Genomic DNA, 26,483 nt, shown 5'->3' on the forward strand with positions numbered 1-26,483 from the left:
CTATTCTCCTCGCAGGACTTCGATGGGACGGATGCGTGCCGTGAGCAGCGAAGGGACCAGCGCGCCGATGATGGCAACGCCGAACACCGCTGCGATGCCGGCGGCGATGACGCCGGGGGAGGCACTGGCGGTGACCGAAGTCAGCAGCTGGGAGGCGCCGCCGAGGGGTCCGCCCTGGCCGCCGGGGAAGCCAGCACCGCCGCCCGGCATTCCTGCGCCGCCGGCAGCGCCAGCCATCGCGGCCCCGCGCCCGGTGGCGGTGGCCGCCGTCGTACTCGTGTTGGTGCTGATCAGCGCGGAAGCGACGCCTCCGCTGACAAACGAGGCGACGGCGGCGCCCACCGCGCTGCCCAGGGCCACCAGCACCAGCGCCTCCAGCACGAACTGCAGGCCGATGGTGCGGTTGGGCGCTCCGATCGCTTTGAGGACGCCGATTTCCCGGCGGTGCTCGCGGACCAGCATGACCATGATCAGCAGGATGATCAGCCCGGCCGTGCCCAGGGCTGCGACGAAGACGATGAAGGAGATGTTCTTGACGCTGCCGAGCGAGCTGACGGCGGACTCCAGGCCAGGTTGTTCTTCTCGGCCAGGGTGGTTCCCAGGAGGGCGTTGGCGGACTCAGCCGTGTAGGCGCCCAGTCCGGTGCCTTCGGTGATGATCAGGGCCTTGCCGGTGGTGTCCACTTCGCCGCCGATGCCGGTTGCGGTGATCGGGAGGGAGCGTACCGGCTGCGCGGCGGTGGTTCCGGTGGTTCCGTTTGCGGCCTGGTTCCGGCCGCCGAGAGTGCCGGCGTCGACGGCGGCGGTGAGGCTGGTGGTCAAGGTTGCGGCGGACGCGCCGCCCGGGCCGCCGGCCGGGTTGACGGTCAGGACGGTCCCGACGGACGCGTTCAGCTCCTGGACTTTGGCTCCGACGGCCTGGTTGGCCACCAGCATGGCCAGTGCAAGTCCGATCGCGACGGCCAGGACTGCCACCACCGCAGCTGTTCGGACCTTGTTTCTGAAGGCATTGCCAACACCCCGGGCAAGGACGCTCACTGTACTCCTAGGATCTGGGGCCGGCGGAAGACCGGCATCTGCTCCTACCCTCGCGTCCGGGCCTGTGCAGGAAGACGGCCGAAGCTGTGTTCGGGCTGTGAAAGGCGGCGGGCAGTGAGAGAGCGTTGGGGAAATGGCTGCAGGAAGTGAGAGAGCGTCCGGCAACGCCGAATGCCCCGGCTCCCTGTGGGGAGCCGGGGCATTCTATGTATTCCGTTACTTGGTGAGTGGGCCCAGTACCGGATCGTCCACGTAGGCCGTCTTCACGTTGGCGGCGGTCACGATGACCGGCGGCAGCAGGAAGGCGGGTACGGTCTTCACCGTGTTGTTGTAGGACTTGTCGTCGTTGACCTCAGGCGTTTTGCCTGCCTGGAGATCCTTGACCATCACGATCGCGTGCTCAACGAGCTTGCGGGTGTCCTTGTTGATGGTGGAGTACTGCTCGCCGGCAAGGATGGACTTGACGGATTCCTCCTCAGAGTCCTGGCCGGTGATGACCGGAAGGGGCTTGCCGGCCGCCTTGACGGAGGTGATGACAGCCCGGGCGAGTGTGTCGTTCGGTGACAGAACACCGTCCAACGACGCCGTGCCGTAGGAACCGGTCAGGAGGGTATCCATCCGGCGCTGGGCGTTCTCAGCCTTCCAGTCCTGCGTGACGGCTTTTTCAAACGTCGTCTGGCCGGAGAGGACCTTCAGCGTGCCGTCGTCGATCTTCGGCTTGAGGACCTTCATGGCGCCGTCGAAGAAGACCTTCGCGTTGGCATCATCCGGTGAACCTGCAAGCAGTTCAATGTTGTACGGGCCGGCAGGCGTTTTGGCCTTCATGCCGTCCAGCAGGGCCTGGCCCTGGAGCTCGCCCACCTTGAAGTTGTCGTAGGCCACGTAGTAGTCCACGTTTGCCGTGTTCAGCAGGAGGCGGTCGTAGGCGATGATGGTGGCGCCTGCGTCCTTAGCCTGCTGGAGCTGGGTCCCCAGCTGGGAGCCGTCGAGGGCACCCACGATGATCACCTTGGCACCCTTGGCGATCATGGCGCTGATCTGGTTCTGCTGCTCAGCCACGCCGTTGTTGGCGAACTGGACAGTCGGCTTGAAACCGGCGCTGTTGAGTCCGTCGTTGAACAGCTTCTCTGCCAGCACCCAGTTTTCACTGGTCTTCTTGGGAAGCGCGACGCCGATGGCGGAGTCCTGCGCGAAGCCGCCGGCTCCGCCGGTGGTGCTGGAGGTGCCGGGTTCGGCCCGTCCGCAGGCCGTCAGCGCCAGTGCTGCGATCGCAGCTATCGCTGCTGCCTTTCCTGCTTTACCAATCATTCGCATTTCTTGGTCCACTTTCTCTTTTTTGGTACGGGTTCCGGAACCTGAATCGCTCAGGCTTCCCTGGCGATGGTTTCTTTGGTGGAGGTGGTCTCATCGGGCTGGAGCGGTGTGCCGGGCCCGCCGGACGGACGGTTGAGGTTCTTCATCATCAGCCCGATGATCGATGCCCGGCCCTGCGACTTGTTGTAGACGTCGATGGCTACGGCTACCAGCAGCACCAGACCCTTGATCATGGACTGCCAGTCGGCACCGACGCTGAGGAGCTGCAGTCCATTGTTCAGCACGGCCATGACCAGGCCCCCGACGATGGATCCGATGACGGTACCCACACCGCCCGTCACGGCCGCGCCGCCGATAAAGACAGCCGCGATGGCGTCCAGCTCCCAGCCGGTACCGTCCGAGGGTCCTGCGGAGGTCGACCTTGCCACGAAGATCATTCCAGCGAGCCCGGCGATGATGGACATGTTCATCATGACCAGGAAGTTGATCTTCTTTGACTTCACACCGGACAGCTCGGCCGCGTGGCGGTTGCCGCCGACTGCGTAGACGTGGCGCCCCACCACTGTCTTGGAGGAGATGAAGCCATAGATCAGGACCATCACGGCGAGGATCAGGCCAGGTACCGGGAAGGACGTGCCCGGGCGGCCGGTGGCGAACAGGTAGGTGGCGTAGAGAATCGCGCCGCCGATCAGGACGAGCCGGAGGACACTGACCCAGGTTTCCGAAACTTCCGCTCCGAGCGCCTTGGCGGTGCGCCGACGTCGGACTTCGCTGTAGATCACAAACGCAACGGCGGCAAGGCCGAGGAGCAGCGTGAGGTTGTTGTATCCGGGGATAGGGCCCACCTCCGGGAGATACCCGGCGCCGATGTACTGGAATTCCCGGGGGACAGGAATCGAGTTGGACTGGCCAACGAACTGCTGTGCCCCACGGAAGATCAGCATACCCGCCAGGGTCACAATAAATGCCGGAATGCCGACGTAAGCCGTCCACCAGCCATGCCAGGCACCGATCAGGGCACCAAGGCCCAGGCCAAGCAGGATCGCCAGGAACCAGGGGATGTCCCAGTCCCGCATGGCGATGGCCACCACCATGCCCACGAACGCGGCCACGGATCCTACGGACAGGTCAATGTGTCCGGCGATGATGACCAGCACCATGCCGATGGCGAGGATGAGGATGTAAGAGTTGCCGTTGAAGAGGTTGATGACATTGCCCGGAGTGAGCGTGATGCCACCTGTGAGCCACTGGAAGAGAACTATCAGAGCCACCAAGGCAAAAATCATGCCGAACTGGCGGGTATCGCCACCGAAGAGTTTCTTGAGCGCGTTCATTGTTTTTTCAGTCCTTGTATCTGGAAGGTTCTGGAAGGCTGCAGTGGATCAGGCGGCTTTTCGGGCGGAAGTCATAAGCTTCATCAGGCTTTCCTGGCTGGCTTCCTCTTTGTCGAGAACGCCGGTGATGGCGCCCTCGAAGATGGTGTAGATGCGGTCCGAGAGTCCCAGCAGTTCAGGCAGTTCGGAGGAAATCACAATGACTCCCTTTCCCTGGTTGGCGAGCTGCTGGATGATGCCGTAGATCTCGTACTTGGCGCCGACGTCGATGCCGCGGGTGGGTTCGTCCAGGATCAGCAGTTCGGGGTCAGTGAACATCCACTTGGCCAGGACCACCTTCTGCTGGTTGCCGCCGGACAGCTTGGCGACCCCTTCCTGGACCGACGGTGCTTTTGTCCGCAGTGACTTCCGGTACTGCTCCGCGACCGCGAACTCCTTGTTGGTGTCCACCACGCTGCGCTTGCTGATCTTCTCCAGGTTGGCCGAGACCGTGGTGGTCTTAATGTCGTCGAGGAGGTTCAGACCCAGCGACTTCCGGTCCTCCGTCACGTAGCCGAGGCCTGCATCGATGGCCTGGTGGACACTCTTGAGTGTCACTGCCCTCCCGTCCACGTAAACCTCACCTGAGACGAAGTGGCCGTAGGACCGCCCGAAGACGGATCGGGCCAGTTCGGTGCGGCCGGCACCCATCAGTCCGGCGAATCCCACTATCTCTCCCCGGCGTACAAAGAAGTTCGAGTTCTTGCAGACCATCCGGTCCTGGATCTGCGGGTGGGCCACGTTCCAGTTCTTGACTTCGAAGAACACTTCGCCAATTTTCGGGGTGTGGTCGGGGAAGCGGGATTCCAGGGCCCGGCCCACCATGCCCTTGATGATGCGGTCCTCGTCGACGCCGTCGGCCTTGACATCGAGCGTTTCGATCGACTTGCCGTCCCGGATGATGGTGATGGAATCGGCGATCTGCTCGATCTCGTTGAGCTTGTGGGAAATGATGATCGAGGTGATGCCCTTGCCCTTGAGCCCGAGCATCAGATCCAGGAGGTGCTGGGAATCGGATTCGTTCAGCGCAGCAGTGGGCTCGTCCAGGATGAGGATCTTGACCGATTTGTTCAACGACTTGGCGATCTCCACCAGCTGCTGCTTGCCGACGCCGATCTCCTTGATGGGGGTGTCCGGGTTTTCCCTGAGTCCCACCCGGGCCAGCAGTTCGGTGGACCGGAGGCGCGCCTCTGCCCAGTTGATGACGCCCCGCTTCGTCGGTTCGTTGCCCAGGAAGATGTTTTCCATGATGGAGAGCTCCGGGATGAGTGCCAGTTCCTGGTGGATGATCACGATGCCGGCGTGCTCGCTGGCCCGGATGTCCCTGAACTGCTGGACCTCGTTCTGGTACACGATGTCGCCGTCGTAGCTGCCATGCGGGTAGACGCCGGAAAGCACCTTCATCAGGGTTGACTTGCCGGCGCCGTTCTCGCCGCAGATAGCGTGGATCTCGCCGGCTTTGACCCGGAGGTTTACTTCCGACAATGCCTTGACGCCGGGAAATTCCTTGGTGATGGAGCGCATCTCCAGGATGACCGGGTCAGTGTGCGTGGTGTGGGACGTCATTTGCCCTTACGCCTCCAATGCATGACTTCGTTGTCCGCCCAGCAAAGCGCAGGGGCGTCTGATGAAAAAGTAAACTGGATCACACCCGTTGTCGTCAAGTCTTTAACGCAATTGCGGGGATAACGAAACGGCTACGTACGCCGGATTCCGGCGTGCTGGAACACCAGCGCGGCCGCTCCCAAAGCCTCCGCGCGGTCCCCAAGTGAGGACATCGTCAGTGTGGTGGTCTCGCCGATCACCGGCACTGCATGCCGGATAAGTCCCCGCCGAATGGGATCGAGCAGCAGGTCGCCCAGGCCAGCAAGGGGGCCGCCCACCACGATGACTTCAGGGTTGATCAGGTTCGCTACGTTGCCCAGGGCACGCCCAACCGCCAGTCCTGCATCGTCCACCACCCTGAGTGTTGCGGAGTCGCGCGCCAGGGCCTTGCGCACGATGTCCGCAGGTGTCTGGGGCGGGTCTTCCCCGCGGCCCAGCAGCTCCATCATTGTTGTGGTGGACGCAATGGTTTCCAGGCAGCCACGGTTGCCGCAGCGGCACACGAGTCCGTGCTCGTGAATGGTTGCATGGCCGATTTCGCCGGTAATGCCAACGGTGCCGTAGTACGGTGCGCCGTTGAGGATCAGGCCCGCTCCGATGCCCGATCCGATCTTGAGGAACATCAGGTTGTCTACGCCCGAATGCGGCCCCCACGTGACCTCGGACCACGCGCCGAGATTGGCGTCGTTATCGACGAATACGGGCATTTTGAGGGTTTCTTCAAGATGGTGAAGGATGTTGATGCCCACCCATTCCGGGAGGATGGCGCCCTGCGCCACGGTGCCGGTCCGGCGGTCGATGGGGCCAGGAATTCCGACGCCGGCGCCCACCACCAGGGTCCGGTCCACGCCGCTTTGCTCCAGCAGTTTGTCCAGTAGTCCGACGGCTGCCCGGATGCCTTCCTCGGCCTGGTGGCCCAGCGGCAGCAGGACGGATTCCTCAGCGATCACGTGGTAGCTCAGGGACGCCAGGACCACGCGGAGGTGCCGCCGGCCGAAGTCGATTCCCACGGCCACCGCGCCGTTGCTGTTGAGCCGTACATTCAGCGCCCGGCGGCCGGAACTGGTGATCGGTTCGGTGGACGCCAGGCCCGCATCCTGCATGATCTTGACGATGTTGGAGACCGTGGCGGTGGAGAGGCCGGTCTGGCGTGCAAGCTCGGCCTGGGTGGACGGGCCGCTCATGAGGGTCTCGATGATCCGTTGCTGGTTCAGTTGCCGGAGGGCGGACTGGGATCCCGGATTTTTTGGTTTGCTCCTCGTCGAGCGCGGTGTGGCGGACATGAAAAGAAGATTGCCCTACTTTGACCGTTGTAGTCAAGAAGTTAACGCAAGGAGTCTGTCGGATAAGACGAAATGATGGGACGATCCGTCCGTCCTGTGGCTTTGCCGGTGCAATTGGCCCCGGATGCCGTTCAGATCCGGTGGCTAGGCTGGAAAAACCGGACGCATACTTCCCTGTGGCCGTCCCGATCATGTGAGGTGGAAACAGTGCTGCTGGCCCTGATGCAGGCAAACGCCCGCGTGCTCGACGTCGATGCGAACTGCGCTGCCCTGGATGCGGCGGCCCGGGCGGCCGCCGCGGCAGGCGCAGCAGTCCTGGTCACGCCCGAACTGTTTGCCGTGGGCTATGCCCCGGTGAGGGTCCGCGCGGAGCTGGAGCCTTCCGAGCTCCCCGCAATCAGGGAGTCGCTGGCAGGGATCGCGCGCCGCCACGGGATCGGACTGGTCTACAGCCTCCCGTCAGTCACGGACGGGGGCAGCTGGCACATCACTTCCACGCTCGTGGACGCCACCGGGGGTGAGCTTCTCACCTACGCTAAAGTGCACCTCTTTGGCGATGACGAACGCGCGGCGTTCAGCCCCGCGGAGGCGGGTCCCGCCGTCGTCGATTTCAACGGATTCCGGACCTCAATGGTGATCTGCTACGACGTGGAATTTCCGGAATCGGTCAGGGCCGCCGCGCTGGGCGGGGCAGAGCTGCTCTTGGTGCCGACCGCTCTGGCGCACGGCTTCGAGACGGTTCCCCAGGTGCTGCTCCGGGCCCGCGCGCTGGAAAGCCAGCTGACCATCGCCTATGCCAACCACTCAGGAACCGAGGACGGCTGCGGATTCCTCGGCGGCAGTGTCATTGCCGGACCGGATGGTTCGCTGCTGGCCACGGCGGGACCGGGAGCCGAACTCCTGTTCGCCGAGGTGGATCCGGACGCCGCCCGAAATGCCCGTGACGTGGTGCCCTATCTCCGGGAACGCCGCCCGGAGCTCTACCGGTCCTGGGGCATCTGAGGCATCTGGACCTACCCGTCCTCCAGGCTGTCCACGTACTGCAGGGCAATCCACAGCTCTGCCCGCACCTGGGCGGAGCCAAGGTCGGTGGCCAGCAGGTCGGCCAGTGCGTTGATCTGGCGCCGCACGCTGTTCCGGTGCATCCCCAGGACTTTGGCAGTGGCATCCCAGTTGCCGTTTTCGCCCAGCCACGACTTCAGGACACTGAGTTGGGAGCTGATTCGGTCAGGCTCCTGCGCCAGGATCGGTTCCAGCAGCCGGGCGGCAAGCATGGTGCCCGCGCTGCGGCCCAACAGCCCCGTGACCGACCACGTCACGTCATCCACGCGCACGCTTTCTCCGCTGGCCTGGACGCGGGCCCGCAGCGACGCCGCGCGCTGGTATGCGGCAGGAAGTCCGGCCATTTCCGTCGGATCGCCCACCACCAGGCGCCAGCCCAGTTCCTCCACCTCATGCAGCAGCGTGTCGTCCACCTTGAACCGGGTGACGGCGGAAAACCCGTAGTCCGTCAGTTCCACCATCTTCGTGTCGAACAGCCTGCGCCACTGAAGCAGTTCCCGGACTGGGCCATCCGCGGACGCGGGCGCCGACGCGTCCGCTCGGACGCCCTGAACCACCCGGAGAGCACCGGACCGGGTTCCGGAAACGCTTTGCGCGAGGAGGTCCCTGAGGACGTTCAGTTGCCGGGTTGAGCCGGCGGCCAGGCTCTCAGGGTGCAGCAAGAGGGCCGTTGCCAGCTGGCTGGGGGCGAGCGAACCGCTTGTGCGCTGACGCACCAGCAGTTCCAGCAGCCCCACCACCGAGGACACCACACTGTTCTGCGCCGGGGTCAGCGGCTTGTCCGTGCCCAGGATGAGCGCCCCAAGGGTGGCGTCCTTGGTGCTCCGGAGGGGGTGGCCGAACACCAGGGCTGACCCGTTCGTGGGCAACGAGTCCGTCTCTACGCGCGGGCCGTTTCCAGCCAGCAGCCGCTTCAGCATGGGTTGCAGGGCGGAAGGCTCGACGGCGGCCGCAGGGCTGGTCCCGCCCGTCCGGGCTGCTGCGGCTCGGGCACGCATTCGGCCGTCCGCCCCGAAAAGCTGGGCCCATACCGGAACGCGCTGCGCCAGGGCGGAAAGGAGTTCGTGCTCGGGCCTGGCCGACAGCACTGCCCGCATCAATTGCCGGTTGGTGTCCGCCAGTTGACGGAAGACCCGGGCGTTGCCGGATTCCAGGAGCTGGGAGAACTCCAGGCCGATGGCGGCGAAGGGGACACTGCTGGGGATCTGGACCAGAGTGAGCTGATGCGTTTGGCACGCCGACAGCACGTGGTCCGGGACGGCGTCGAAGTAAGGCTCCAGACCAAATCCCAAGGCTGCGACGCCTGCACCGACCAGCCGCCGGACGTAGGCTTCCGCCCTCTCCTTCGTTCCGCCGTCGTCCTCACGGCAGTCCCGCCGTGAGGACGAACTCCCCGTCCAGCAGGTAGGGCGTGGGATCCTCCAGTTCGCTGGGCTCCACCCAGCGCAGGGGCACGCCCGTGTTGCCGGCGTCGTGCAGGACGGTGAGGTCCCGGGGGAGTGCTGCCAGAAACTGGCCCAGGGTCACCGCATCCAGGTGTTCCGCCGCATCAGGTTGCACGGAGGGACCCCGGGCAGGAGAGTTCAGTACTGTGCATCAGTGGTGCATTACGTCTCATGCTTGAACACTATAGGTCACTTTGCACATGCCTGAGATGCGGCTCACACCCCTACGCTGGGTTGGGGGAAATCGACAACTACTCACGAACGGACGTCAACGATGACTGTGCCAACACTCTCCGGACCGGCCACGGACCGTGCAGCCGGCCGTCCCGGGCTGGGCGCGCAACTGCTGCGCCGGAAACCAATCGGACAGATGGTCAGCGAAGCGGAAAGCGGCCATGGCGGACCGAAACTCGTCCGCAGCTTCGGGGTCCTGCAGCTGACCATGATCAGTGTCGGCGCCACGTTGGGGACCGGCATCCTGGTCATCCTCGGAGAATCTGTTCCCCTGGCCGGACCCGCGATCTGGATCTCGTTCGCCATCGCTGGGTTCGCCGCGCTCCTCTCTGCCGTGTCCTATGCAGAAATGGCCGGCATGGTCCCCGTTGCCGGTTCCAGCTATTCCTACACCTACGCCACCATGGGTGAAGGCATGGCCTGGATCTGCGGCTGGTGCCTGGTCCTTGAGTATGCCGTCTCGGTCGCGGCCGTTGCTGTCGGGGCGGGCCAGTACGTGAACGAGGCCCTGGCCGTGTTCGGGCAGGTCCTGCCCGACGCCGTCTCCCAGCCCCCCGGCGGCGGCGGCCTGGTCAACATCCCTGCCATGGTCATCGTGGTGCTGGCAACCATCCTGCTGGTCCGCGGCGCCAAGGAAAGCGCCTGGATCAACACGTCCATCGTTGTGGTCAAGGTGGGCATTCTCCTCTTCTTCTGCGCCGTGGCCTTCACCGCCTTCAACGCGGGCAACTTCGAACCGCTCCTGCCCATGGGCGCCGCCGGAGTCTCCGCGGCCGCGTCCCGGGTCTTCTTCTCCTACATCGGCTTCGACGCCGCCTCCACCGCCGGCGAAGAAGCCCGCAACCCCAAGCGTGACCTGCCCCGCGCCATCATGCTCTCCATGGTCATCGTCACCACCATCTACGTCCTGGTGGCGGTCGCAGCCATCGGCGCCCGCCCATGGGGATGGTTCGACGGCACCGAAGCGGCCCTGGTGAAGATCCTGGAGGAAACCACCGGCCAGCCGTGGATCGCCCTCGTCTTCGCCGTCGGCGCCGTCCTCGCGATCGCGAGCATCGTGCTCACGGTTCTGTATGGCCAGACCCGCATCCTGCTCTCCATGTCCCGGGACGGGCTCATTCCGAAGGTCTTCGGCCGCATCTCCCGCCGGACCGGCACCCCCGCGGCCGGCACGCTCCTGGTGGGCATCGCCGTCGCAGTCACCGCCGGGCTGGTCCCTCTGGGTGCCCTCGCCGACGCCACCAGCATCGGCACTCTGTTCGCCTTCGCCCTGGTCAACGTGGCCGTGATCTACCTGCGCCGCACCCGGCCCGAGCTGGAGCGCACGTTCCGCGTACCGCTCTTCCCCCTGACCCCGATCCTCGGTGCGCTGATGTGCGCCTACCTCATGGCCAACCTCGGTGCCGACACCTGGGTGACCTTCGGAATCTGGATGCTGGTGGGCCTGGCCGCCTACTTCGGCTACGGACGCCGGAACTCCAGGGTGGCGGCGCTGAGCCACGAGGAATACCGTGAGCTGAGCAGGCCGGAATCCTCAACGCTGTCCACCCCCGAACAATCGAAGGCAGAGCTTTCATGACCGTCGCCACCGAACTCCCGGCCTCAGACCCGTCCAGCACCCAGGCTGGTCCCATCACCATGCTGAACCCCGATTTTCCGTTCAGCTACGACCACTACCTCGCCCATCCGGCAGGGCTCGGCGCGGTTCCGCCGGAGCTGTACGGCACCGAGGTGGCAGTTGTCGGGGCGGGCCTTTCGGGCCTCGTCACGGCGTACGAGCTGATGAAGCTGGGCCTCCGCCCTGTCATCTATGAAGCGGACCAGATCGGCGGCCGCTTGCGGACGGCCGGGTTCCCGTCCGCTCCCGGCGTGGTGGCCGATCTGGGCGGCATGCGGTTCCCCGTCTCGGGCAGGGCTTTCTACCACTACGTGGACCTGCTGGGGCTGGACACCCAGGATTTCCCCAACCCGCTGGCACCCGTCACGTCCAGCACCGTGATCGAACTGGCTGGCCAGAAGTACTACGCCGAGACCGCCCAGGACCTGCCGCCGTTCTTCCGCGAGGTGGCCGATGCCTGGAAGGCCGCGGTGAACGACGGCGCGAAGTTCGTCGAAATGCAGGAGGCCATCCGGGCCCGGGACACGGGCCGGATCAAGGAGCTCTGGAACGAGCTGCTGCCGCTCATGGACGAGCAGACCTTCTACGGGTTCATCGCAGGGAGCGAGTCATTCAAGGAAGCCGGCTTTACGCACCGTGAGGCCTTCGGCCAGGTGGGATTCGGCACAGGCGGCTGGGACACCGACTTCCCCAACTCCATCCTGGAAATCCTCCGCGTGGTCTACACCGACGCCGATGACCAGCACCGGCTCATCAGCGGGGGAGCCCAACGGCTGCCCGAGGCACTGTGGCAGCACGCGCCGTCGGGCATGGCCCACTGGCCGGACGGAACGTCCCTGGCGTCGCTCCACTCCGGCACGCCCCGCGGGGCTGTGGGCAGGATCAGCCGCGATCCCGATGGCGGCCTCCGGATCAGGGAGCGCTGGGGCCGTGAGGCCAGCTACGCTGCGGTGGTGACCACGTGCCAGTCCTGGCTGCTGTCCACCCGCATCCACACCGAGGAGGCGCTGTTCCCGGCGGAACTGTGGACTGCGATCGAGCGTTCGCACTACATGCAGTCATCCAAGACGTTTGTGATGGTGGACCGGCCGTTCTGGAAGGACATCGATCCAGACACCGGCCGTGAGGTCCTGTCCATGACCCTCACGGACCGGCTGAACAGGGCCACCTACCTCCTGGATGACGGCCCGGACAAGCCCGCCGTGATTCTGCTGTCCTACACGTGGAATGATGACGCGCTCAAATGGCTGTCGTTGGACGCCGACGAGCGCGTTGAGCTGATGCTGCACTCGCTCGAGCAGATTTACCCGGGCGTAGACATCGCCAGCCACATCGTGGGCCAGCCCATCACCGTTTCCTGGGAAGCGGACCCCAACTTCATGGGTGCCTTCAAAGCGAACCTGCCGGGGCACTACCGCTACCAGCAGCGCCTCTTCACGCACTTCAAGCAGGACAAGCTGCCCGAATCCCAGCGCGGGATCTTCCTCGCGGGTGACGACGTGTCCTTCACCGCGGGCTGGGCCGAGGGCGCTGTGACCACCGGCCTGAACGCGGTGTGGGGAGTGGTGAACCACCTGGGCGGGACGTCGGCGCCGGGCAACCCCGGTCCGGGCGAACTCCTGGACGCAATCGGGCCTATCAGCCTCGACTAGCCGTGCAGCTCCCGGTGCGCCCGGGCCAGTTCCACGTAGCGGGCGGCATTCTGCTTCACGCCGTCGAACTCCTCGTCGGTGAGTTCCCGCCGTACCTTGGCGGGGACGCCGGCCACGAGTGACCGGGGCGGCACTACCGTGCCTTCCAGGACCACGGCACCTGCCGCCACGAGCGAGCCGGTGCCGATCACGGCGCCGTTGAGCACAGTGGCGCCCATGCCGATCAGGCAGTCGTCCTCCACCGTGCAGCCATGGACGACGGCGGCATGCCCCACGCTGACCCCTGCACCGATGGTGCAGGGGAAGCCCGGATCGGCATGGAGCACCACGTTGTCCTGCAGGTTACTGCCGGCGCCGACGCTGATGGCCGCCGTGTCCGCCCGGACCGACACACCATAGAAGGCACTCGAATCCTCAGCGAGCGTAGCCTTGCCGATGATCGACGCCGTCGGGGCGATGAAGGCGGATGCGTGGACGGCCGGAGTGTTGCCGGCGAAAGTGTGAAGAGGAGCCATGGGCCAAGCCTAGGACATCCGCCCACCCATCTGGCTCGCATTTAATGTCGTTAAAAGCGCGTTTGACGACGTTAAATGCGAGTTACTTGGGGGAGGCGGGGGTGCGGAGGATCAGGAACTGGTAGTGCTGCGTCCACTTCCCGGCGCCCGGGCCGGATTCCTCGCCGTTGCCTTCCGGCCACGTGACAAAATCCTCGATCGCACCATGCCGGCCAAAGACCTGCCGCACCGTCGCGTCGCTGCGCCGGCTGAAGAACCGGCGGGGCTCGACGTCGTCCTCGGGGTTCAGAACCTCGTCATCCTCACCCGACCAGAGGCCGACGGCGATGGGCGCGCTGGGTGCCGTGACGCGCACCAGCTCGCGCAGGACGCCGTCGATATCAGTGGCGGGGACGTGCAGCAGGGTGCTCATGGTCCAGACGGCCGGAAAGGTTCCGTCTGCGAAAGGCAGTTGCCGGGCGCTCGCGACGGACACATCCAGGCCCCTGGACCGGGCCTGCCGGACGTGCTCCTCAGAGAGATCAACGCCGGTGTAATGGATGCCGGCCTGGACAAACTTCAGCCCGTCCTTGCCGGGGCCCGAGCCTATCTCAAGGACGTTATGGCGGCGCTCGGACTTAAGCAGGTTGATGAACTGTTCGCACTGTTCGACCCGCCGGGGCGCCAGCGGATGGTCCCAGCCGGACGCGGCGCGGCGGTTGTAGAACTCGGCGAGACGCTGCTCGCTGCCCGGTTCCTCCATGGCGTCCTCTTTAGTTGAAGACCACGGTCCGGTTGCCGTCCAGCAGCACGCGGTGTTCGGCATGCCATTGGACGGCCTGCGTCAACGTGCGGCCTTCCACATCGCGGCCCATCTGCACGAACTGCTCGGGCGTCCGGGCGTGGTCCACGCGGATGACTTCCTGCTCGATGATGGGGCCCTCGTCCAGCGCGGCCGTGACGTAGTGGGCAGTGGCGCCGATCAGCTTGACCCCGCGGGCGTGGGCCTGGTGGTAGGGCTTGGCACCCTTGAAGGATGGCAGGAACGAGTGGTGGATGTTGATGGCCTTGCCGGTGAGCTCCGCGCAGAGATCATCCGAAATGATCTGCATGTAGCGGGCCAGGACGGTCAGTTCGATGTCGTGCTCGGCCATGAGGGCACGCAGCTTGTCCTCGGCCTGGGCTTTGGTGTCCGGGGTGACCGGGATGTGGTGGAACGGGATGCCGTAGAACTCGGCCAGCCCGGCAAGGTCACGGTGGTTGGAGACGATGGCGGGGATCTCGATGGGCAGGGTGCCGGAACGCTGCTGGAACAGGATGTCGTTGAGGCAGTGCGCCGACGTGCTGGCCATCAGCAGGGTGCGCACCTTCTGGCCCACGGGGTTGAGGCTCCACTGCATGCCGAAGGAGTGGACCACCGGCTCAAGGGCGGCCCGGACCTCGGCCCGGGAGGCCGTCGTCGTTGCTTCCACTCGCATAAAGAAGTTGCCGGTGGCGGGGCTGCCGTACTGCTGCGAGTCCAAAATATTACAGCCTGCCACTAACAGTGCTCCGGCCACGGCGTGGACAATTCCGGGGCGGTCCGGGCAGGACAATGTCAATACGTAAGCTCGGTTCAGCTGCTCTTCAGTCACGACAACAAGCCTACCCGCGCGGCCCGCCCGCGTTTGGTAGTCTGGTGGGGTCGCAACTGGCGTTGGGTGGCTAACCACCAGGGAGTGGCAATCACGAAGACCACGGATCGTACGCCTGGGCCGAGGGTCATGTCTTACCGGAGCTGCACCCTTTATGGACGCGGTTCACTTTCACGCCCTGTCATCAAGGGGCGGTGACGTGCGCCAGCCGGTAGCCTGACCTTAGCAGTGCCCGTATCCCTAGCCAGGAGTTTTTCGTGACTACTACCGCCACCACAACAGCCGCCGTCAGCAACCAGTCGCTGGCCGAGCTTGACCCCGAAATCGCAGCAGTCCTCAACCAGGAACTCGGCCGCCAGCGCGGCACCCTGGAAATGATCGCCTCCGAAAACTTCGCCCCGCGCGCCGTGATGGAAGCCCAGGGCTCGGTCCTGACCAACAAGTACGCCGAAGGATACCCGGGCCGCCGCTACTACGGTGGCTGCGAATACGTGGACATCGCCGAGCAGCTGGCCATCGATCGCGTCAAGGAACTGTTCGGTGCCGAGTACGCCAACGTCCAGCCGCACTCCGGTGCCCAGGCCAACGCCGCAGCACTGTCCGCCATGATCACCCCTGGTGACAAAATCCTGGGCCTGTCCCTTGCCCATGGCGGCCACCTGACCCACGGCATGAAGCTCAACTTCTCCGGCAAGCTCTACAACGTGGCTGCCTACCAGGTGGAACCGGACAACTTCCGCGTGGACATGGACAAGCTGCGCGAGCAGGCTATCGCCGAGAAGCCCCAGGTCATCATCGCCGGCTGGTCCGCCTACCCGCGCCACCTGGACTTCGCTGCCTTCCGCTCCATCGCCGATGAAGTGGGCGCGCTGCTCTGGACCGACATGGCACACTTCGCCGGACTGGTGGCTGCAGGCCTGCACCCGAGCCCGGTGCCGTACTCCGACGTCGTCACCTCCACCGTGCACAAGACCCTTGCGGGCCCGCGCTCCGGTGTGATCCTGGCCAAGCAGGAGTGGGCCAAGAAGATCAACTCCAACGTGTTCCCGGGCCAGCAGGGCGGCCCGCTCATGCACGTCATCGCGGCCAAGGCTGTCGCCTTCAAGATCGCCGGCACCCAGGAATTCAAGGAGCGCCAGGAGCGCGTCCTCGAAGGCGCCAAGATCATCGCAGACCGACTCAACCAGGCCGACGTCGCCGAAGCCGGCGTCTCCGTCCTGACCGGCGGCACCGACGTGCACCTGGTCCTCGTGGACCTGCGCAACTCCCAGCTGGACGGCCAGCAGGCCGAGGACCTCCTGCACTCCGTGGGCATCACCGTGAACCGCAATGCTGTTCCGTTCGACCCCCGCCCGCCGATGGTCACCTCGGGCCTGCGCATCGGCACCCCCGCCCTGGCCACCCGCGGCTTCGGTGCTGCCGAGTTCACCGAGGTGGCAGAGATCATCGCCACCGCACTGAAGGCCGGCTCTGCCACGGATGTCGAGGCACTGCAGTCCCGCGTGGACAAGCTCGCCGCCGATTTCCCGCTGTACCCGCAGCACGAGCAGTGGTAAACGCGTCCATGGCCCAGACCGCCAAGATCCTTGACGGCAGGGCGGCGGCCGCCGCCATCAAGTCCGAGCTGACGGAGCGTATCGCGGCCCTCAAGGCCAAGGGCGTCACTCCCGGCATCGCCACCGTGCTCGTGGGCGCGGACCCGGCGTCGCAGCTGTACGTGTCCATGAAGCACAAGCAGTCCGTGGAGATCGGGATGAACTCGATCCAGCGCGAGCTTCCGGCCGATGCCACGCAGGCACAGGTTGAGGCGCTCATTGACGAACTCAATGCGGATCCCTCATGCCACGGGTACATCGTGCAGCTGCCGCTGCCCAAGCACCTGGACACCGACGCCATCCTCGAGCGGATCGACCCCGCCAAGGACGCCGACGGCCTGCACCCGACCAACCTTGGCCGGCTGGTGCTCAACGTCAACGGTGAGATCACCTCGCCGCTGCCGTGCACGCCCCGCGGTGTCATCGAGCTGCTGGAACGCAACGGCTACAGCCTCGCGGGCAAGCACGTGGTGGTTGTCGGCCGTGGTGTCACCATTGGCCGCTCGATCGGTTTGCTGCTGACGCGGCGTGCCGTGAACGCCACCGTGACACTGACGCACACCGGCACCAAGAACCTCTCGGAGCTGCTGCGGCAGGCGGACGTCATTGTGGGTGCGGCGGGTGTGAAGCACATCGTCAAGGCTGCGGACGTGAAGCCGGGCGCGGCCGTGCTGGACGTCGGTGTCACCCGTGAAACCGACGCCGAGACGGGCAAGAGCAAGGTCCACGGCGACATCGAGCCCGCCGCTGCAGAGGTGGCCGGCTGGATTTCGCCGAACCCCGGCGGCGTCGGCCCCATGACAGTGGCGCTGCTCATGACCAACGTGGTGGAAGCCGCGGAACGCCAGGCGGGCACCGCCTAGTTTCACGTAACAGAGCCCGACGGCGGCCCGCACCTTCACTGAGAGGTGCGGGCCGCCGTCGGGCTTTGCAGTTTGAAACCAGAACCTACTTCAGCTGGCCGCGGACCTCCCCGCCGGGGAAGTTGGTGTTATGCACGTTGACGTAGTAGCTGCGCGGGTTGGCCTCAATGGCGGCCAGCACGGCCGAGTCCGCCGTAGTGCAGGTATCAACCGTCCAGTCCGTACCGCTGCCCACTTCGAGTCCAACAACGACAGGGCCGGCCGCATTGCGGGGCGCGACGTGGATGTGGGCCGCCGTGGCCGCGACGGACAGATCACGGACCGTCAGCGTATAGCAGAGCTCGTTACCGTCGATGGTGTAGCTGAAGGATCCGCCCGCCCCGGTACGGACCGGATCGGCTTCCTGACCGGCGCTAAGCGGAATGGCGGGAGTGCCGCCCGGTTTTGCCACAGCTGGGGCGGAGATTCCCACGAGGGAGACGATGGCAGTGGCCACCGCGACTGTCCTGAACGCGTGACTTTTCATGATTTGTCCTCAGATAGAAACGTGAACTTCCACCCCTAGCGCGTTTCACGGTACGCCGCGGCCCGAGCCTGCACAATAGCGAGCCGGGCCCGCTGTTCGCCGGGGGTGGAAGGGGCCGTGGGGTGCTGCGGCGTTTGAGACAATGGACGCATGCGATCTCTGGGTAACCCTCAATCTCCGTCAGGCCGGTCCAAGGGCGGCTTCTCCATGCTCCGGATCAGCGGCCCGGGAATGATGGTCTTTGTCATCGCCTTCCTGGTCGCCGTGATCTTCGCTGCCAACCAGAACGACGTCGTGGGCTGGGTTGTCGCGATCATCGCCGCCTTCTGGCTCGCGCTCGCAGCGTTCGTGGTGTTCAGCATCCAGAAGGCCGCCAAAAAAGCCGGCGCCAAGCTGACCGAAGCCCAGAACGCCTTCAACAGCGCAGCGGGCCGCGCGCCGTCGTCGTTCTCCGCTGACCACGGCGGCACCCGGGTGGTGTACGAACGGACCGAAGCGGACGAGGTCCGCGACCTCAAGCTGGACCACTCGTTCAAGATTGTCCAGGTGCAGATCCAGGTGGTGGAGAAGGAGCGCGCCAAGGGTGAGGCCGCGGATCAGGACACGATCCGCCGTGCACTGGAGACCATCGAGATCACCGCCACCAACGCCCGGGACATGATCCGCCTTGCCGGCGGCACCGGGGACCCGGTCAGCGGAACCATCATCGACTAGAGTAGTGCGGGTGATCTCGGCATTGAAGAAGGATTACCTTCGCATCGCATCAGTCAACGTCAACGGCCTTCGGGCTGCCTACAAGAACGGCATGGCGGCGTGGCTGGAGCCCCGCGAGGTGGACATTCTCTGCCTTCAGGAAGTCCGGGCGCCTGACGCGATCGTGCGCCAGCTGCTTGGTGATGGCTGGCACATCCTGCACGCCGAAGCCGAGGCGAAAGGCCGGGCCGGCGTCGCCATTGCTTCCCGCGAAGAACCCCTGGACACGCGCAACGGCATCGGCGACGACTACTTCGCCACCGCCGGCCGCTGGGTTGAGGCTGATTTCAGGGTGACCGACGCCGGGGGGAACCCGGTGCAGCTGACCGTTGCCAGCGCCTACGTGCACTCCGGCGAGGTGGGAACCCCGAAGCAGGTGGACAAGTACCGGTTCCTGGATGTCATGAGCACCCGGCTGCCGGAACTCACCAAGCACAGCGACCACGCACTCGTGGTGGGCGACCTCAACGTGGGCCACACCGAGCGTGACATCAAAAACTGGAAGGGCAACGTCAAGAAGGCCGGTTTCCTGCCGGACGAACGCGCCTATTTTGACCGCTTCTTCGGTGAGGACATCGGCTGGAAGGATGTCCACCGGGGCCTGGCGGGCGACATCGACGGCCCCTACACCTGGTGGTCGCAGCGTGGCCAGGCCTTCGATAACGACACAGGCTGGCGTATCGACTACCACATGGCCACTTCGGACCTCGCCGCCGCCGCGTTCTCGGCGGTGGTAGACCGGGCGCCCTCGTGGGACACCCGCTTCTCTGACCATGCCCCGCTGGTAGTGGACTACCGGCTCTAAGCCCCGAAGGTTTTTCTCCCATGACTAGCTCGACTTCCCCGGCGACCAAAAAGCGCATCCTCTCCGGTGCCAAGCCCACAGCGGACTCCCTGCACCTGGGCAACTACATTGGTGCTGTCCGCAACTGGGTGGACATGCAGGCCGAATACGATGCCGTCTTCTTCATCCCGGACCTGCACGCCATCACCGTGGACTTCGATCCCGCAGAGCTCGCCAAGCGCACCCGAGTGGTGGCAGCGCAGTACATTGCCGCCGGCATCGACCCGGACAAAAGCATCTTCTTCGTCCAGTCCCATGTCCCCGAGCATGCCCAGCTCGCCTGGGCGCTCAACTGCATCACGGGCTTCGGCGAAGCGTCCCGCATGACGCAGTTCAAGGACAAGACCCAAAAGTCGGGTACGGACGCCGCAACGCTCGGCCTGTTCGCCTACCCAACCCTGATGGCCGCGGACATCCTCCTGTACCGGACGGACCTCGTCCCGGTCGGCGAGGACCAGCGGCAGCACCTGGAGCTGACCCGGAACCTGGCCCAGCGCTTCAACACCCGCTTCGGCCACACGTTCACCGTGCCGGAAGCCACCATCCTGAAGGCCACCGCCAAGATCTACGACCTCCAGAGCCCGACTGCCAAGATGTCGAAGACAGGCGGGTCGCCGCACGGTTCCATCCAGCTCCTGGAAGACCCCAAGCTCGCCGCGAAGCGCATCAAGTCCGCGGTGACCGACACCGGAACGGAGATCCGGTTCGACGCCGAAGCCAAGCCGGGGGTTTCCAACCTGCTCACCATCTATTCGACGCTTACGGGGAAGTCAGTGGCTGAGCTGGAGGCGGAATACCAGGGCAAGATGTACGGCCACCTCAAGAAGGACCTTGCGGATATCATGGTTGACTTCATCACGCCGCTCCGGGACCGCACCAACGAACTGATGGCAGACCCGGCGGAGCTGGACAGGCTGCTCGCCCGGGGCGCCGACCGGGCCCGGGAGATTGCCGCCGTGACGCTGGGTCAGGTCTATGAGCGCATGGGCTTCCTGCCGTCCTTCAGCCTTGCCGGAGTCCGCTAGCTCGATGTCGGCCGCAAGCAATGTCAGTGACGGAATGAGCGTAGGCGTCATTCTGGGCTTCCCCCCTGCCATCGCCGAGGAGCTTCAACGGTGGCGTGCCTCCTTCGGGGACCCCATGGCGGGGGTCATCCCCGCGCACATCACGCTGGTCACCACCACCCCCACCCAGGACTGGGCAGCCACCCGGGCCCACGTCCGCGACGTGGCGCGGCGGCAGGCCCCGTTTATGGTCACCATCGCCGGGACCGGGACGTTCCGGCCGGTCTCCCCAGTGGTTTACATCAACGTGGAGGACGGCTTCGACTCCTGCGTGGAGCTTCACGAGAAACTCCAGACCGGTCCGCTCCACCGTGAGCTGCCGTTCTCCTACCACCCGCATGTCACCATCGCCCACGATGTTGCTCCCGAAAGCCTGGACGAGGCCGAAACGGTGCTCGAAAGTTACCGGGCAACCTTCCCGGTGGTTAGCATGGGACTTTACGAGCACGATGCCGACGGCATCTGGCAGCTACGGGAAGAGCTGGACTTTGGCACCGAAACTGACGACGACGGCGGGACCCGGGACGCCAGCAGAGCCGCGGACGCCGACGCAAACGGAGCCACCGCTCCCCACTGAACAGGCCCGCCTGCAGCTCGCCGTCATCCGGAAACGGATGGCGTGGGGCAAAGCCAGAAGGTCCGACGGCGGCCCGGTGGCCAGCCTGCTGGCGATGGTCCAGTGGTTGCTTGCCCGCCTTAATGCCTTCCGGCCCATGCGCGCGTGGCAGCACTACAACCTCCAGCACGGCCCCTTGATGAGCGCCGGCATCGGTTTCAACATGTTCTTCTCCATCACGGGCCTGTTGGCCACGGGTTTCTCCGTTGGCGGCCTGGTGCTCCGGGGCCAGCCTGCCCTGCTGGACACCATCATCGGCAGCGTGGCCCAAAGTGCGCCCGGACTGCTGAAGGTGGGCGGCGGAGAAGGGCTGGTTGATCCCCAGGACCTCCTGAACCCCGACGGCCTGGGCTGGACGGCCGTGATTGCAGCCGTGGTTACTGTGGTCACGTCCCTGGGCTGGATCGCCGGTCTCCGGGATGGCCTGCGCGGCGTGGTGCAGCTGCCGCCCCTGAAAATCAACCCGATTGTCCTCAAGCTGCGCGACGCCGGCACCCTCCTGCTCCTGGGAGTTGCCCTGGTGATCAGCGCCGGAGCGTCACTGGTGTTCGGTACCGCGGCCGGCTGGGTCACCGACTACCTGCAGCTGGATCCCGAGGTGGCAGGTCCGCTGACCACCGTGATCAAGATCGGTGTGCCCCTGGCGCTCAACTGGGTCACAGCCGTCATTATGTTCCGGCTGGCCGGTGGCCTCAAGCTCGCCCGGCGGGCGCTGCTGGAAGGAACCATCCTTGCGGCGGTGGGCACCACGGTCCTGCAGGTGTTCAGCACGGAACTGCTGGCCGGGGCTGGACGGAACCCCATCCTGGCGCCGTTTGCCATCATCATCGGGCTGTTGATCTGGTTCAACCTGGTCAGCCAGGTCTACCTGGTGTCCGCCGGCTGGTCCGCCATCCGCGAAGTGGACGAAAGGGCCAGGACTACTTCCCGGCGTCGAGGTATTGGTCGGCCCAGGCGGAGATAATCCTGGCGACCCGGGCTGCCTGGCCCTTGCCGGTCAGCAGGTGGTCACTGCCTTCCAGCGAGACGAAGTTCCGCGGATGGCGCGCCGTCTGGAAAATAGTGCTGGCGTTCTCGATGCCCACAGTGTTGTCCGTGGGGGAGTGGAGCACCATCAGCGGCTTGTGCAGCTGCTTGATGCAGTCCGTGAGGTCTGCCTTCTCCAGGTCCTCCACAAAGTGTTTCCGGATCTCCACTCGTTTGCCGCCGAGGTCCACCTCGGCGCTGCCCTCGCTGAGGATCCTGTCCAGGGCGGCGTCAAAGACGTGGGCCACGTGCTTGGGGGAGAAGGGCGCCCCAACTGTTGCGACGGCGTCGAGCTCGGGGATCTGGCGGGCGGCCGAAAGCACCGCCGCGCCGCCGAACGAGTGGCCCACCAGCAGCGAGATGGACTTCCCGTGGCTGCGCATGAACTCGGCGGCCACCACGGTGTCCGCCACTTTGTGGCTGAAGGAGCCCTCCGACCAATGGCCGGCGGACTCGCCCAGCCCGAGGTTGTCGAAGCGGAGCATGCCGATGCCGGTGTCAGCCAGGGCCTTGCACATCCGGGACGCCGCGGGGCTGTCCTTGCCCAGGGTGAAGCCGTGGGAGAACACACCCCAGCCCCGCACCGGCCCCTCCGGGACGTCGATGATGCCGGACAGGAGCTCGCCGGTGGATCCTTCGAAGCTGACTTTTTCGGAGCGGGACATCGCGTGCTGCTTTCGTTGGTGCCGTCAGGTGTTAAACAACGACGGCGCCCATCCCACCTAAGGTGGGTGACGCCGTCGTAAGCAAGAACCTGAATTAGATCTTACGGGAGAGAATTGCCTGCTTGACCTCGGCAATTGCCTGGGTCACCTGGATGCCGCGGGGGCATGCTTCGGAGCAGTTGAAGGTGGTGCGGCAACGCCACACACCTTCCTTGTCGTTCAGGATTTCCAGGCGCATGTCGCCGGCATCATCACGGGAATCGAAGATGAAGCGGTGGGCGTTGACGATCGCGGCCGGGCCGAAGTACTGGCCATCGGTCCAGAACACCGGGCAGGAGGACGTGCACGCCGCGCAGAGGATGCATTTGGTGGTGTCGTCAAAGCGCTCACGGTCCTCGGCGGACTGCAGGCGTTCCTTGGTGGGCTCGTGGCCCTTGTTGATCAGGAACGGCATGACTTCGCGGAAGGACTGGAAGAACGGCTCCATGTCCACGATCAGGTCCTTCTCCACCGGCAGGCCCTTGATGGGCTCAACGGTGATGGGCTTGGTGGTGTCCAAGTCCTTCAGGAGGGTCTTGCAGGCAAGGCGGTTGCGGCCGTTGATGCGCATGGCATCGGAACCGCAGACACCGTGGGCGCAGGAACGGCGGAACGAAACGCTGCCGTCAATTTCCCATTTGACCTTGTGCAGGGCGTCCAGCACGCGGTCGGTGCCGTACATGGTCACCTTGAAGTCGTCCCACGTGGCGTCCTCGGACACCTCGGGGTTGTAACGGCGGACGCGCAGCGTGACGTCGAACGTGGGGATCTCTCCGCCGCCTCCGATGTGTGCGGGCAGTTCGATCTTGGAGGCTGGCTCAGCAAGTTCAGCGGTCATCTTAGTACTTCCTCACCATCGGCTCGTAGCGGGTAAAGACAACCGGTTTGGTGCCCAGACGGATGCCGGCGATTGCCTCTGCAGAGCCGTCGGCCGGGGCGTGGTCATCCTTGTACGCCATGGAGTGCTTCATGAATTTTTCGTCGTCGCGTTCCGGGAAGTCCTCGCGGAAGTGTCCGCCGCGGGATTCCTCACGGTGCAGGGCAGCCACGGTCATGACCTTGGCCAGTTCCAGCAGGAAGCCCAGCTCAACGGCCTCGAGGAGGTCCAGGTTGAAGCGCTTGCCCTTGTCCTGGACGCTGATGTTCTTGTACCGGGCCTCGAAGGACTCGATGTCCGCCAGGACCTGGTTCAGGGTGTCAGCCGTGCGGAACACCTGCATGTTGGCGTCCATGGTGTCCTGGAGTTCCTTGCGGATTACCGCCACCTTCTCGTCGCCGGTGCCGTTGCGGGCAATGTCCAGCAGCTCGATGGTGTAGGCCTCAGGATCCTCCGGAAGCTCCACGAAGGCAGCCGTCTTGGCGTACTCCGCGGCGGCGATGCCGGCGCGCTTGCCGAACACGTTGATGTCCAGCAGCGAGTTGGTGCCCAGGCGGTTGGAGCCGTGGACCGAAACGCAGGCAACCTCGCCGGCGGCGTAGAGTCCCGGGATGACGGTGTCGTTGTCCTGCAGGACCTCGGTGGTGATGTTCGTGGGGATGCCGCCCATGGCGTAGTGCGCCGTCGGGAACACCGGAACCGGCTCCGTGTACGGTTCCACGCCCAGGTACGTGCGGGCGAACTCGGTGATGTCCGGGAGCTTGGCATCGATGTGCGCTGGCTCAAGGTGGGTCAGGTCCAGGAGGACGTAGTCCTTGTTCGGGCCGCAGCCGCGGCCTTCACGGACCTCGTTGGCCATGGAGCGGGCCACGATGTCACGCGGTGCCAGGTCCTTGATGGTGGGGGCGTAGCGCTCCATAAAGCGCTCACCCTCGGAGTTACGCAGGATGGCGCCCTCGCCACGTGCGGCTTCGGACAGCAGGATGCCCAGGCCGGCGAGGCCTGTCGGGTGGAACTGGAAGAACTCCATGTCCTCCAGCGGGATGCCGCGGCGGAATGCGATGCCCATGCCGTCACCGGTCAGGGTGTGGGCGTTGGAGGTGGTCTTGAAGACCTTTCCGGCGCCGCCGGAAGCGAAGACCACGGACTTGGCCTGGAACACGTGCAGCTCACCGGAGGCGAGGTCATAGGACACGACGCCGGCAACACGCTTCTGCTTGTACGGCGTGCCGTCTTCGCGGACAGCGTCTTCCTCGACCGTCAGGAGGTCAAGGACGTAGTACTCGTTGTAGAACTCCACGTTGTGCTTGACGCAGTTTTGGTACAAGGTCTGCAGGATCATGTGGCCGGTGCGGTCTGCTGCGTAGCAGGCACGGCGGACGGGCGCCTTGCCGTGGTCGCGGGTGTGGCCACCGAAGCGGCGCTGGTCGATCCGGCCTTCGGGCGTGCGGTTGAACGGCAGGCCCATCTTTTCCAGGTCAAGCACGGCGTCAATGGCTTCCTTCGCCATGACCTCGGCGGCGTCCTGGTCAACCAGGTAGTCGCCGCCCTTAATCGTGTCAAAGGTGTGCCATTCCCAGTTGTCTTCTTCGACATTGGCAAGGGCCGCACACATGCCACCCTGCGCCGCACCGGTGTGCGAGCGGGTGGGGTAGAGCTTGGTCAGTACTGCTGTGCGCGCGCGCTGACCGGACTCGATCGCGGCGCGCATGCCAGCGCCACCGGCACCGACGATGACGACGTCGTACTTATGGACCTGCATACTTGGGCGCTCTTTCTCTCAAAATTCGCTATAAAACAACGGGCAGGCGTTGCCTGCACCGCAAAATACAGCCTGCGGCTCACCGCGGGCAGCGGATGAACTGGCTACGCGGGGCAGAAGCCACCGGGTAGCGGAACACCGTCAACCACGGGGCATGGGTTGAAGGTGAAGATCACCAGGGTGCCAAGGACGATGATCACGGTGGTGGCCGCGTAGAGGACGATCTTGAGCCAGAGGCGGGTGGAGTCCTTCTCGGCGTAGTCGTTGATGATGGTGCGGACGCCGTTGGTGCCGTGCAGCATGGCCAGCCACAGCATGGCGAGGTCCCAGATCTGCCAGAACGGGTCAGCCCACTTGCCGGCGACGAAGCCGAAGTCGATGGCGTGGATGCCTTCGCCCACCAGGAGGTTCACGAAGAGGTGCCCGAAGATGAGCACCACCAGCACTACGCCGGACAGGCGCATGAACAGCCAGGCGAACATTTCGAAGTTGCCGCGGCTGGAGCCCGTGCGGCGGTACTGGGGGGAGATCTTGCCGCTGCGCGGGTTTTCGATCGTTGCAGTCATGGCTTAGTGACCTCCGAGGGCGAGGGAAAGGTGGCGGATGGAGAAGCCGACCATCACAACTACCCACAGGGCCAGGACGGTCCACAGCATCTGGCGCTGATACTTGGCGCCCTTCTTCCAGAAGTCGACGGCGATGATCCGCAGGCCGTTAAAGGCGTGGAAGACGATCGCGGCAACCAGGCCCGTTTCACCCAGGGCCATAAGGGGGTTCTTGTAGGCACCGATAACAGCCGTGTAGGCCTCGGGGGACACACGCACCAATGAGGTGTCCAGCACATGGACCAACAAGAAGAAAAAGATCACTACACCGGTAATCCGGTGTCCTACCCAGGACCACATGCCTTCACGGCCGCGGTACAAGGTGCCAGCTGGTTTTGTCGGCACTGATAAACCTCCCTGCAACACAGCGGCGCTGGCATGAGATCCACGCGGGGGGAACGCCTGCTGCGAGAGCAACTCGTAGCTCAGGCCTAAATCTAGGCTTCGCTCACAGCTTATTCAATTTAGGAACTCCTTGGTGACCCGCAATGCGCGGG

23 protein-coding genes and 2 pseudogenes are annotated in these 26,483 nt (G+C 64.9%); 10 read left to right on the forward strand and 15 right to left on the reverse strand.

Annotated features, from left to right (window positions below; all coding sequences use genetic code 11):
• From AC3IT0_RS06070 to AC3IT0_RS06090, 5 genes and pseudogenes are all read right to left on the reverse strand, one after another.
• Window positions 1–1,037, reverse strand: a pseudogene (locus AC3IT0_RS06070) (ABC transporter permease).
• Between the two features lie 216 nt (window positions 1,038–1,253).
• Window positions 1,254–2,351: a substrate-binding domain-containing protein gene (locus AC3IT0_RS06075; protein ID WP_489322866.1), complete on the reverse strand. Its 1,098-nt coding sequence runs from the start codon at window positions 2,349–2,351 to the stop codon at window positions 1,254–1,256.
• Between the two features lie 50 nt (window positions 2,352–2,401).
• Window positions 2,402–3,685 carry a multiple monosaccharide ABC transporter permease gene (mmsB, locus tag AC3IT0_RS06080; protein WP_489322867.1) on the reverse strand — a complete coding sequence of 428 codons (1,284 nt, stop codon included), beginning with the start codon at window positions 3,683–3,685 and terminating at the stop codon, window positions 2,402–2,404.
• A gap of 48 nt (window positions 3,686–3,733) precedes the next feature.
• Window positions 3,734–5,290, reverse strand: a complete 1,557-nt coding sequence (gene mmsA, locus AC3IT0_RS06085; protein WP_489322868.1) for a multiple monosaccharide ABC transporter ATP-binding protein — start codon at window positions 5,288–5,290, stop codon at window positions 3,734–3,736.
• 131 nt (window positions 5,291–5,421) lie between these two features.
• Window positions 5,422–6,612, reverse strand: coding sequence for an ROK family transcriptional regulator (locus tag AC3IT0_RS06090; protein ID WP_489322869.1), 1,191 nt, complete (start codon window positions 6,610–6,612; stop codon window positions 5,422–5,424).
• 207 nt (window positions 6,613–6,819) lie between these two features.
• Between AC3IT0_RS06090 and AC3IT0_RS06095 the strand changes: the two genes are divergently transcribed.
• Window positions 6,820–7,614 carry a carbon-nitrogen hydrolase family protein gene (locus AC3IT0_RS06095; RefSeq protein WP_489322870.1) on the forward strand — a complete coding sequence of 265 codons (795 nt, stop codon included), beginning with the start codon at window positions 6,820–6,822 and terminating at the stop codon, window positions 7,612–7,614.
• An 11-nt stretch (window positions 7,615–7,625) separates the two neighbouring features.
• On the opposite strand, the pseudogene AC3IT0_RS06100 reads toward AC3IT0_RS06095, so the two are convergent.
• A pseudogene (locus tag AC3IT0_RS06100) lies at window positions 7,626–9,234 on the reverse strand (PucR family transcriptional regulator).
• A gap of 159 nt (window positions 9,235–9,393) precedes the next feature.
• Between AC3IT0_RS06100 and AC3IT0_RS06105 the strand changes: the two are divergent.
• Both AC3IT0_RS06105 and AC3IT0_RS06110 read left to right on the forward strand, forming a co-directional pair.
• Entirely contained in the window at window positions 9,394–10,932 is a 1,539-nt protein-coding gene (locus tag AC3IT0_RS06105) for an amino acid permease (RefSeq protein WP_489322871.1), read from the forward strand.
• Window positions 10,929–12,623, forward strand: a complete 1,695-nt coding sequence (locus AC3IT0_RS06110; RefSeq protein WP_489322872.1) for a flavin monoamine oxidase family protein — start codon at window positions 10,929–10,931, stop codon at window positions 12,621–12,623. The genes AC3IT0_RS06105 and AC3IT0_RS06110 overlap by 4 nt, the downstream gene beginning before the upstream one ends.
• On the opposite strand, the gene AC3IT0_RS06115 is transcribed toward AC3IT0_RS06110, so the two are convergent.
• From AC3IT0_RS06115 to purU, 3 genes are all read right to left on the reverse strand, one after another.
• Complete coding sequence (locus AC3IT0_RS06115) at window positions 12,620–13,138, reverse strand: gamma carbonic anhydrase family protein (protein ID WP_489322873.1); 519 nt, start codon at window positions 13,136–13,138, stop codon at window positions 12,620–12,622. The two genes, AC3IT0_RS06110 and AC3IT0_RS06115, sit on opposite strands and share 4 nt — an antisense overlap.
• Before the next feature lie 82 nt (window positions 13,139–13,220).
• A complete protein-coding gene (locus tag AC3IT0_RS06120; protein ID WP_489322874.1) occupies window positions 13,221–13,880 on the reverse strand; it encodes a class I SAM-dependent methyltransferase in 660 nt (219 codons plus the stop codon).
• Window positions 13,881–13,890: 10 nt separating this feature from the next.
• On the reverse strand, window positions 13,891–14,751 hold the full coding sequence (gene purU / locus AC3IT0_RS06125; protein WP_056347250.1) for a formyltetrahydrofolate deformylase: 861 nt from the start codon (window positions 14,749–14,751) through the stop codon (window positions 13,891–13,893).
• Between the two features lie 257 nt (window positions 14,752–15,008).
• Here purU and glyA point away from each other — a divergent pair, with 257 nt between their 5' ends.
• Window positions 15,009–16,307, forward strand: a complete 1,299-nt coding sequence (gene glyA / locus AC3IT0_RS06130) for a serine hydroxymethyltransferase (RefSeq protein ID WP_489322875.1) — start codon at window positions 15,009–15,011, stop codon at window positions 16,305–16,307.
• Between the two features lie 8 nt (window positions 16,308–16,315).
• Window positions 16,316–17,209 (forward strand): bifunctional methylenetetrahydrofolate dehydrogenase/methenyltetrahydrofolate cyclohydrolase, encoded by an 894-nt coding sequence (locus tag AC3IT0_RS06135; protein WP_489322876.1) that lies wholly within the window; start codon window positions 16,316–16,318, stop codon window positions 17,207–17,209.
• 85 nt (window positions 17,210–17,294) lie between these two features.
• Here AC3IT0_RS06135 and AC3IT0_RS06140 read toward each other — a convergent pair whose 3' ends face one another.
• Complete coding sequence (locus tag AC3IT0_RS06140) at window positions 17,295–17,735, reverse strand: CHRD domain-containing protein (RefSeq protein ID WP_489322877.1); 441 nt, start codon at window positions 17,733–17,735, stop codon at window positions 17,295–17,297.
• 150 nt (window positions 17,736–17,885) lie between these two features.
• Between AC3IT0_RS06140 and AC3IT0_RS06145 the strand changes: the two genes are divergently transcribed.
• Genes AC3IT0_RS06145 through AC3IT0_RS06165 form a run of 5 tightly spaced genes read left to right on the forward strand, consistent with a single transcriptional unit; the run spans window position 17,886 to window position 21,976 of the window.
• Entirely contained in the window at window positions 17,886–18,449 is a 564-nt protein-coding gene (locus AC3IT0_RS06145; protein WP_489322878.1) for a hypothetical protein, read from the forward strand.
• Between the two features lie 10 nt (window positions 18,450–18,459).
• On the forward strand, window positions 18,460–19,293 hold the full coding sequence (locus tag AC3IT0_RS06150; RefSeq protein ID WP_489322879.1) for an exodeoxyribonuclease III: 834 nt from the start codon (window positions 18,460–18,462) through the stop codon (window positions 19,291–19,293).
• A gap of 20 nt (window positions 19,294–19,313) precedes the next feature.
• Window positions 19,314–20,357 carry a tryptophan--tRNA ligase gene (gene trpS / locus AC3IT0_RS06155; protein ID WP_489322880.1) on the forward strand — a complete coding sequence of 348 codons (1,044 nt, stop codon included), beginning with the start codon at window positions 19,314–19,316 and terminating at the stop codon, window positions 20,355–20,357.
• A gap of 4 nt (window positions 20,358–20,361) precedes the next feature.
• Window positions 20,362–20,973, forward strand: a complete 612-nt coding sequence (locus AC3IT0_RS06160) for a 2'-5' RNA ligase family protein (protein WP_489322881.1) — start codon at window positions 20,362–20,364, stop codon at window positions 20,971–20,973.
• A 37-nt stretch (window positions 20,974–21,010) separates the two neighbouring features.
• Window positions 21,011–21,976, forward strand: coding sequence for a YihY/virulence factor BrkB family protein (locus tag AC3IT0_RS06165; protein WP_489322882.1), 966 nt, complete (start codon window positions 21,011–21,013; stop codon window positions 21,974–21,976).
• Here AC3IT0_RS06165 and AC3IT0_RS06170 read toward each other — a convergent pair.
• From AC3IT0_RS06170 to sdhC, 5 genes are all read right to left on the reverse strand, one after another.
• Window positions 21,933–22,703 (reverse strand): alpha/beta hydrolase family protein, encoded by a 771-nt coding sequence (locus tag AC3IT0_RS06170; protein WP_489322883.1) that lies wholly within the window; start codon window positions 22,701–22,703, stop codon window positions 21,933–21,935. The genes AC3IT0_RS06165 and AC3IT0_RS06170 overlap by 44 nt on opposite strands.
• A 94-nt stretch (window positions 22,704–22,797) precedes the next feature.
• Window positions 22,798–23,580: a succinate dehydrogenase iron-sulfur subunit gene (locus AC3IT0_RS06175; RefSeq protein ID WP_058929685.1), complete on the reverse strand. Its 783-nt coding sequence runs from the start codon at window positions 23,578–23,580 to the stop codon at window positions 22,798–22,800.
• Window position 23,581: 1 nt separating this feature from the next.
• Window positions 23,582–25,381 (reverse strand): succinate dehydrogenase flavoprotein subunit, encoded by a 1,800-nt coding sequence (gene sdhA / locus AC3IT0_RS06180; RefSeq protein WP_489322884.1) that lies wholly within the window; start codon window positions 25,379–25,381, stop codon window positions 23,582–23,584.
• 104 nt (window positions 25,382–25,485) lie between these two features.
• Window positions 25,486–25,947 (reverse strand): succinate dehydrogenase hydrophobic membrane anchor subunit, encoded by a 462-nt coding sequence (locus AC3IT0_RS06185; RefSeq protein WP_489322885.1) that lies wholly within the window; start codon window positions 25,945–25,947, stop codon window positions 25,486–25,488.
• A gap of 3 nt (window positions 25,948–25,950) precedes the next feature.
• Window positions 25,951–26,286 carry a succinate dehydrogenase, cytochrome b556 subunit gene (gene sdhC / locus AC3IT0_RS06190; RefSeq protein ID WP_056347392.1) on the reverse strand — a complete coding sequence of 112 codons (336 nt, stop codon included), beginning with the start codon at window positions 26,284–26,286 and terminating at the stop codon, window positions 25,951–25,953.
• Window positions 26,287–26,483: the final 197 nt, after the last annotated feature.

The organism is Pseudarthrobacter sp. KH_020_B, from assembly GCF_057840185.1.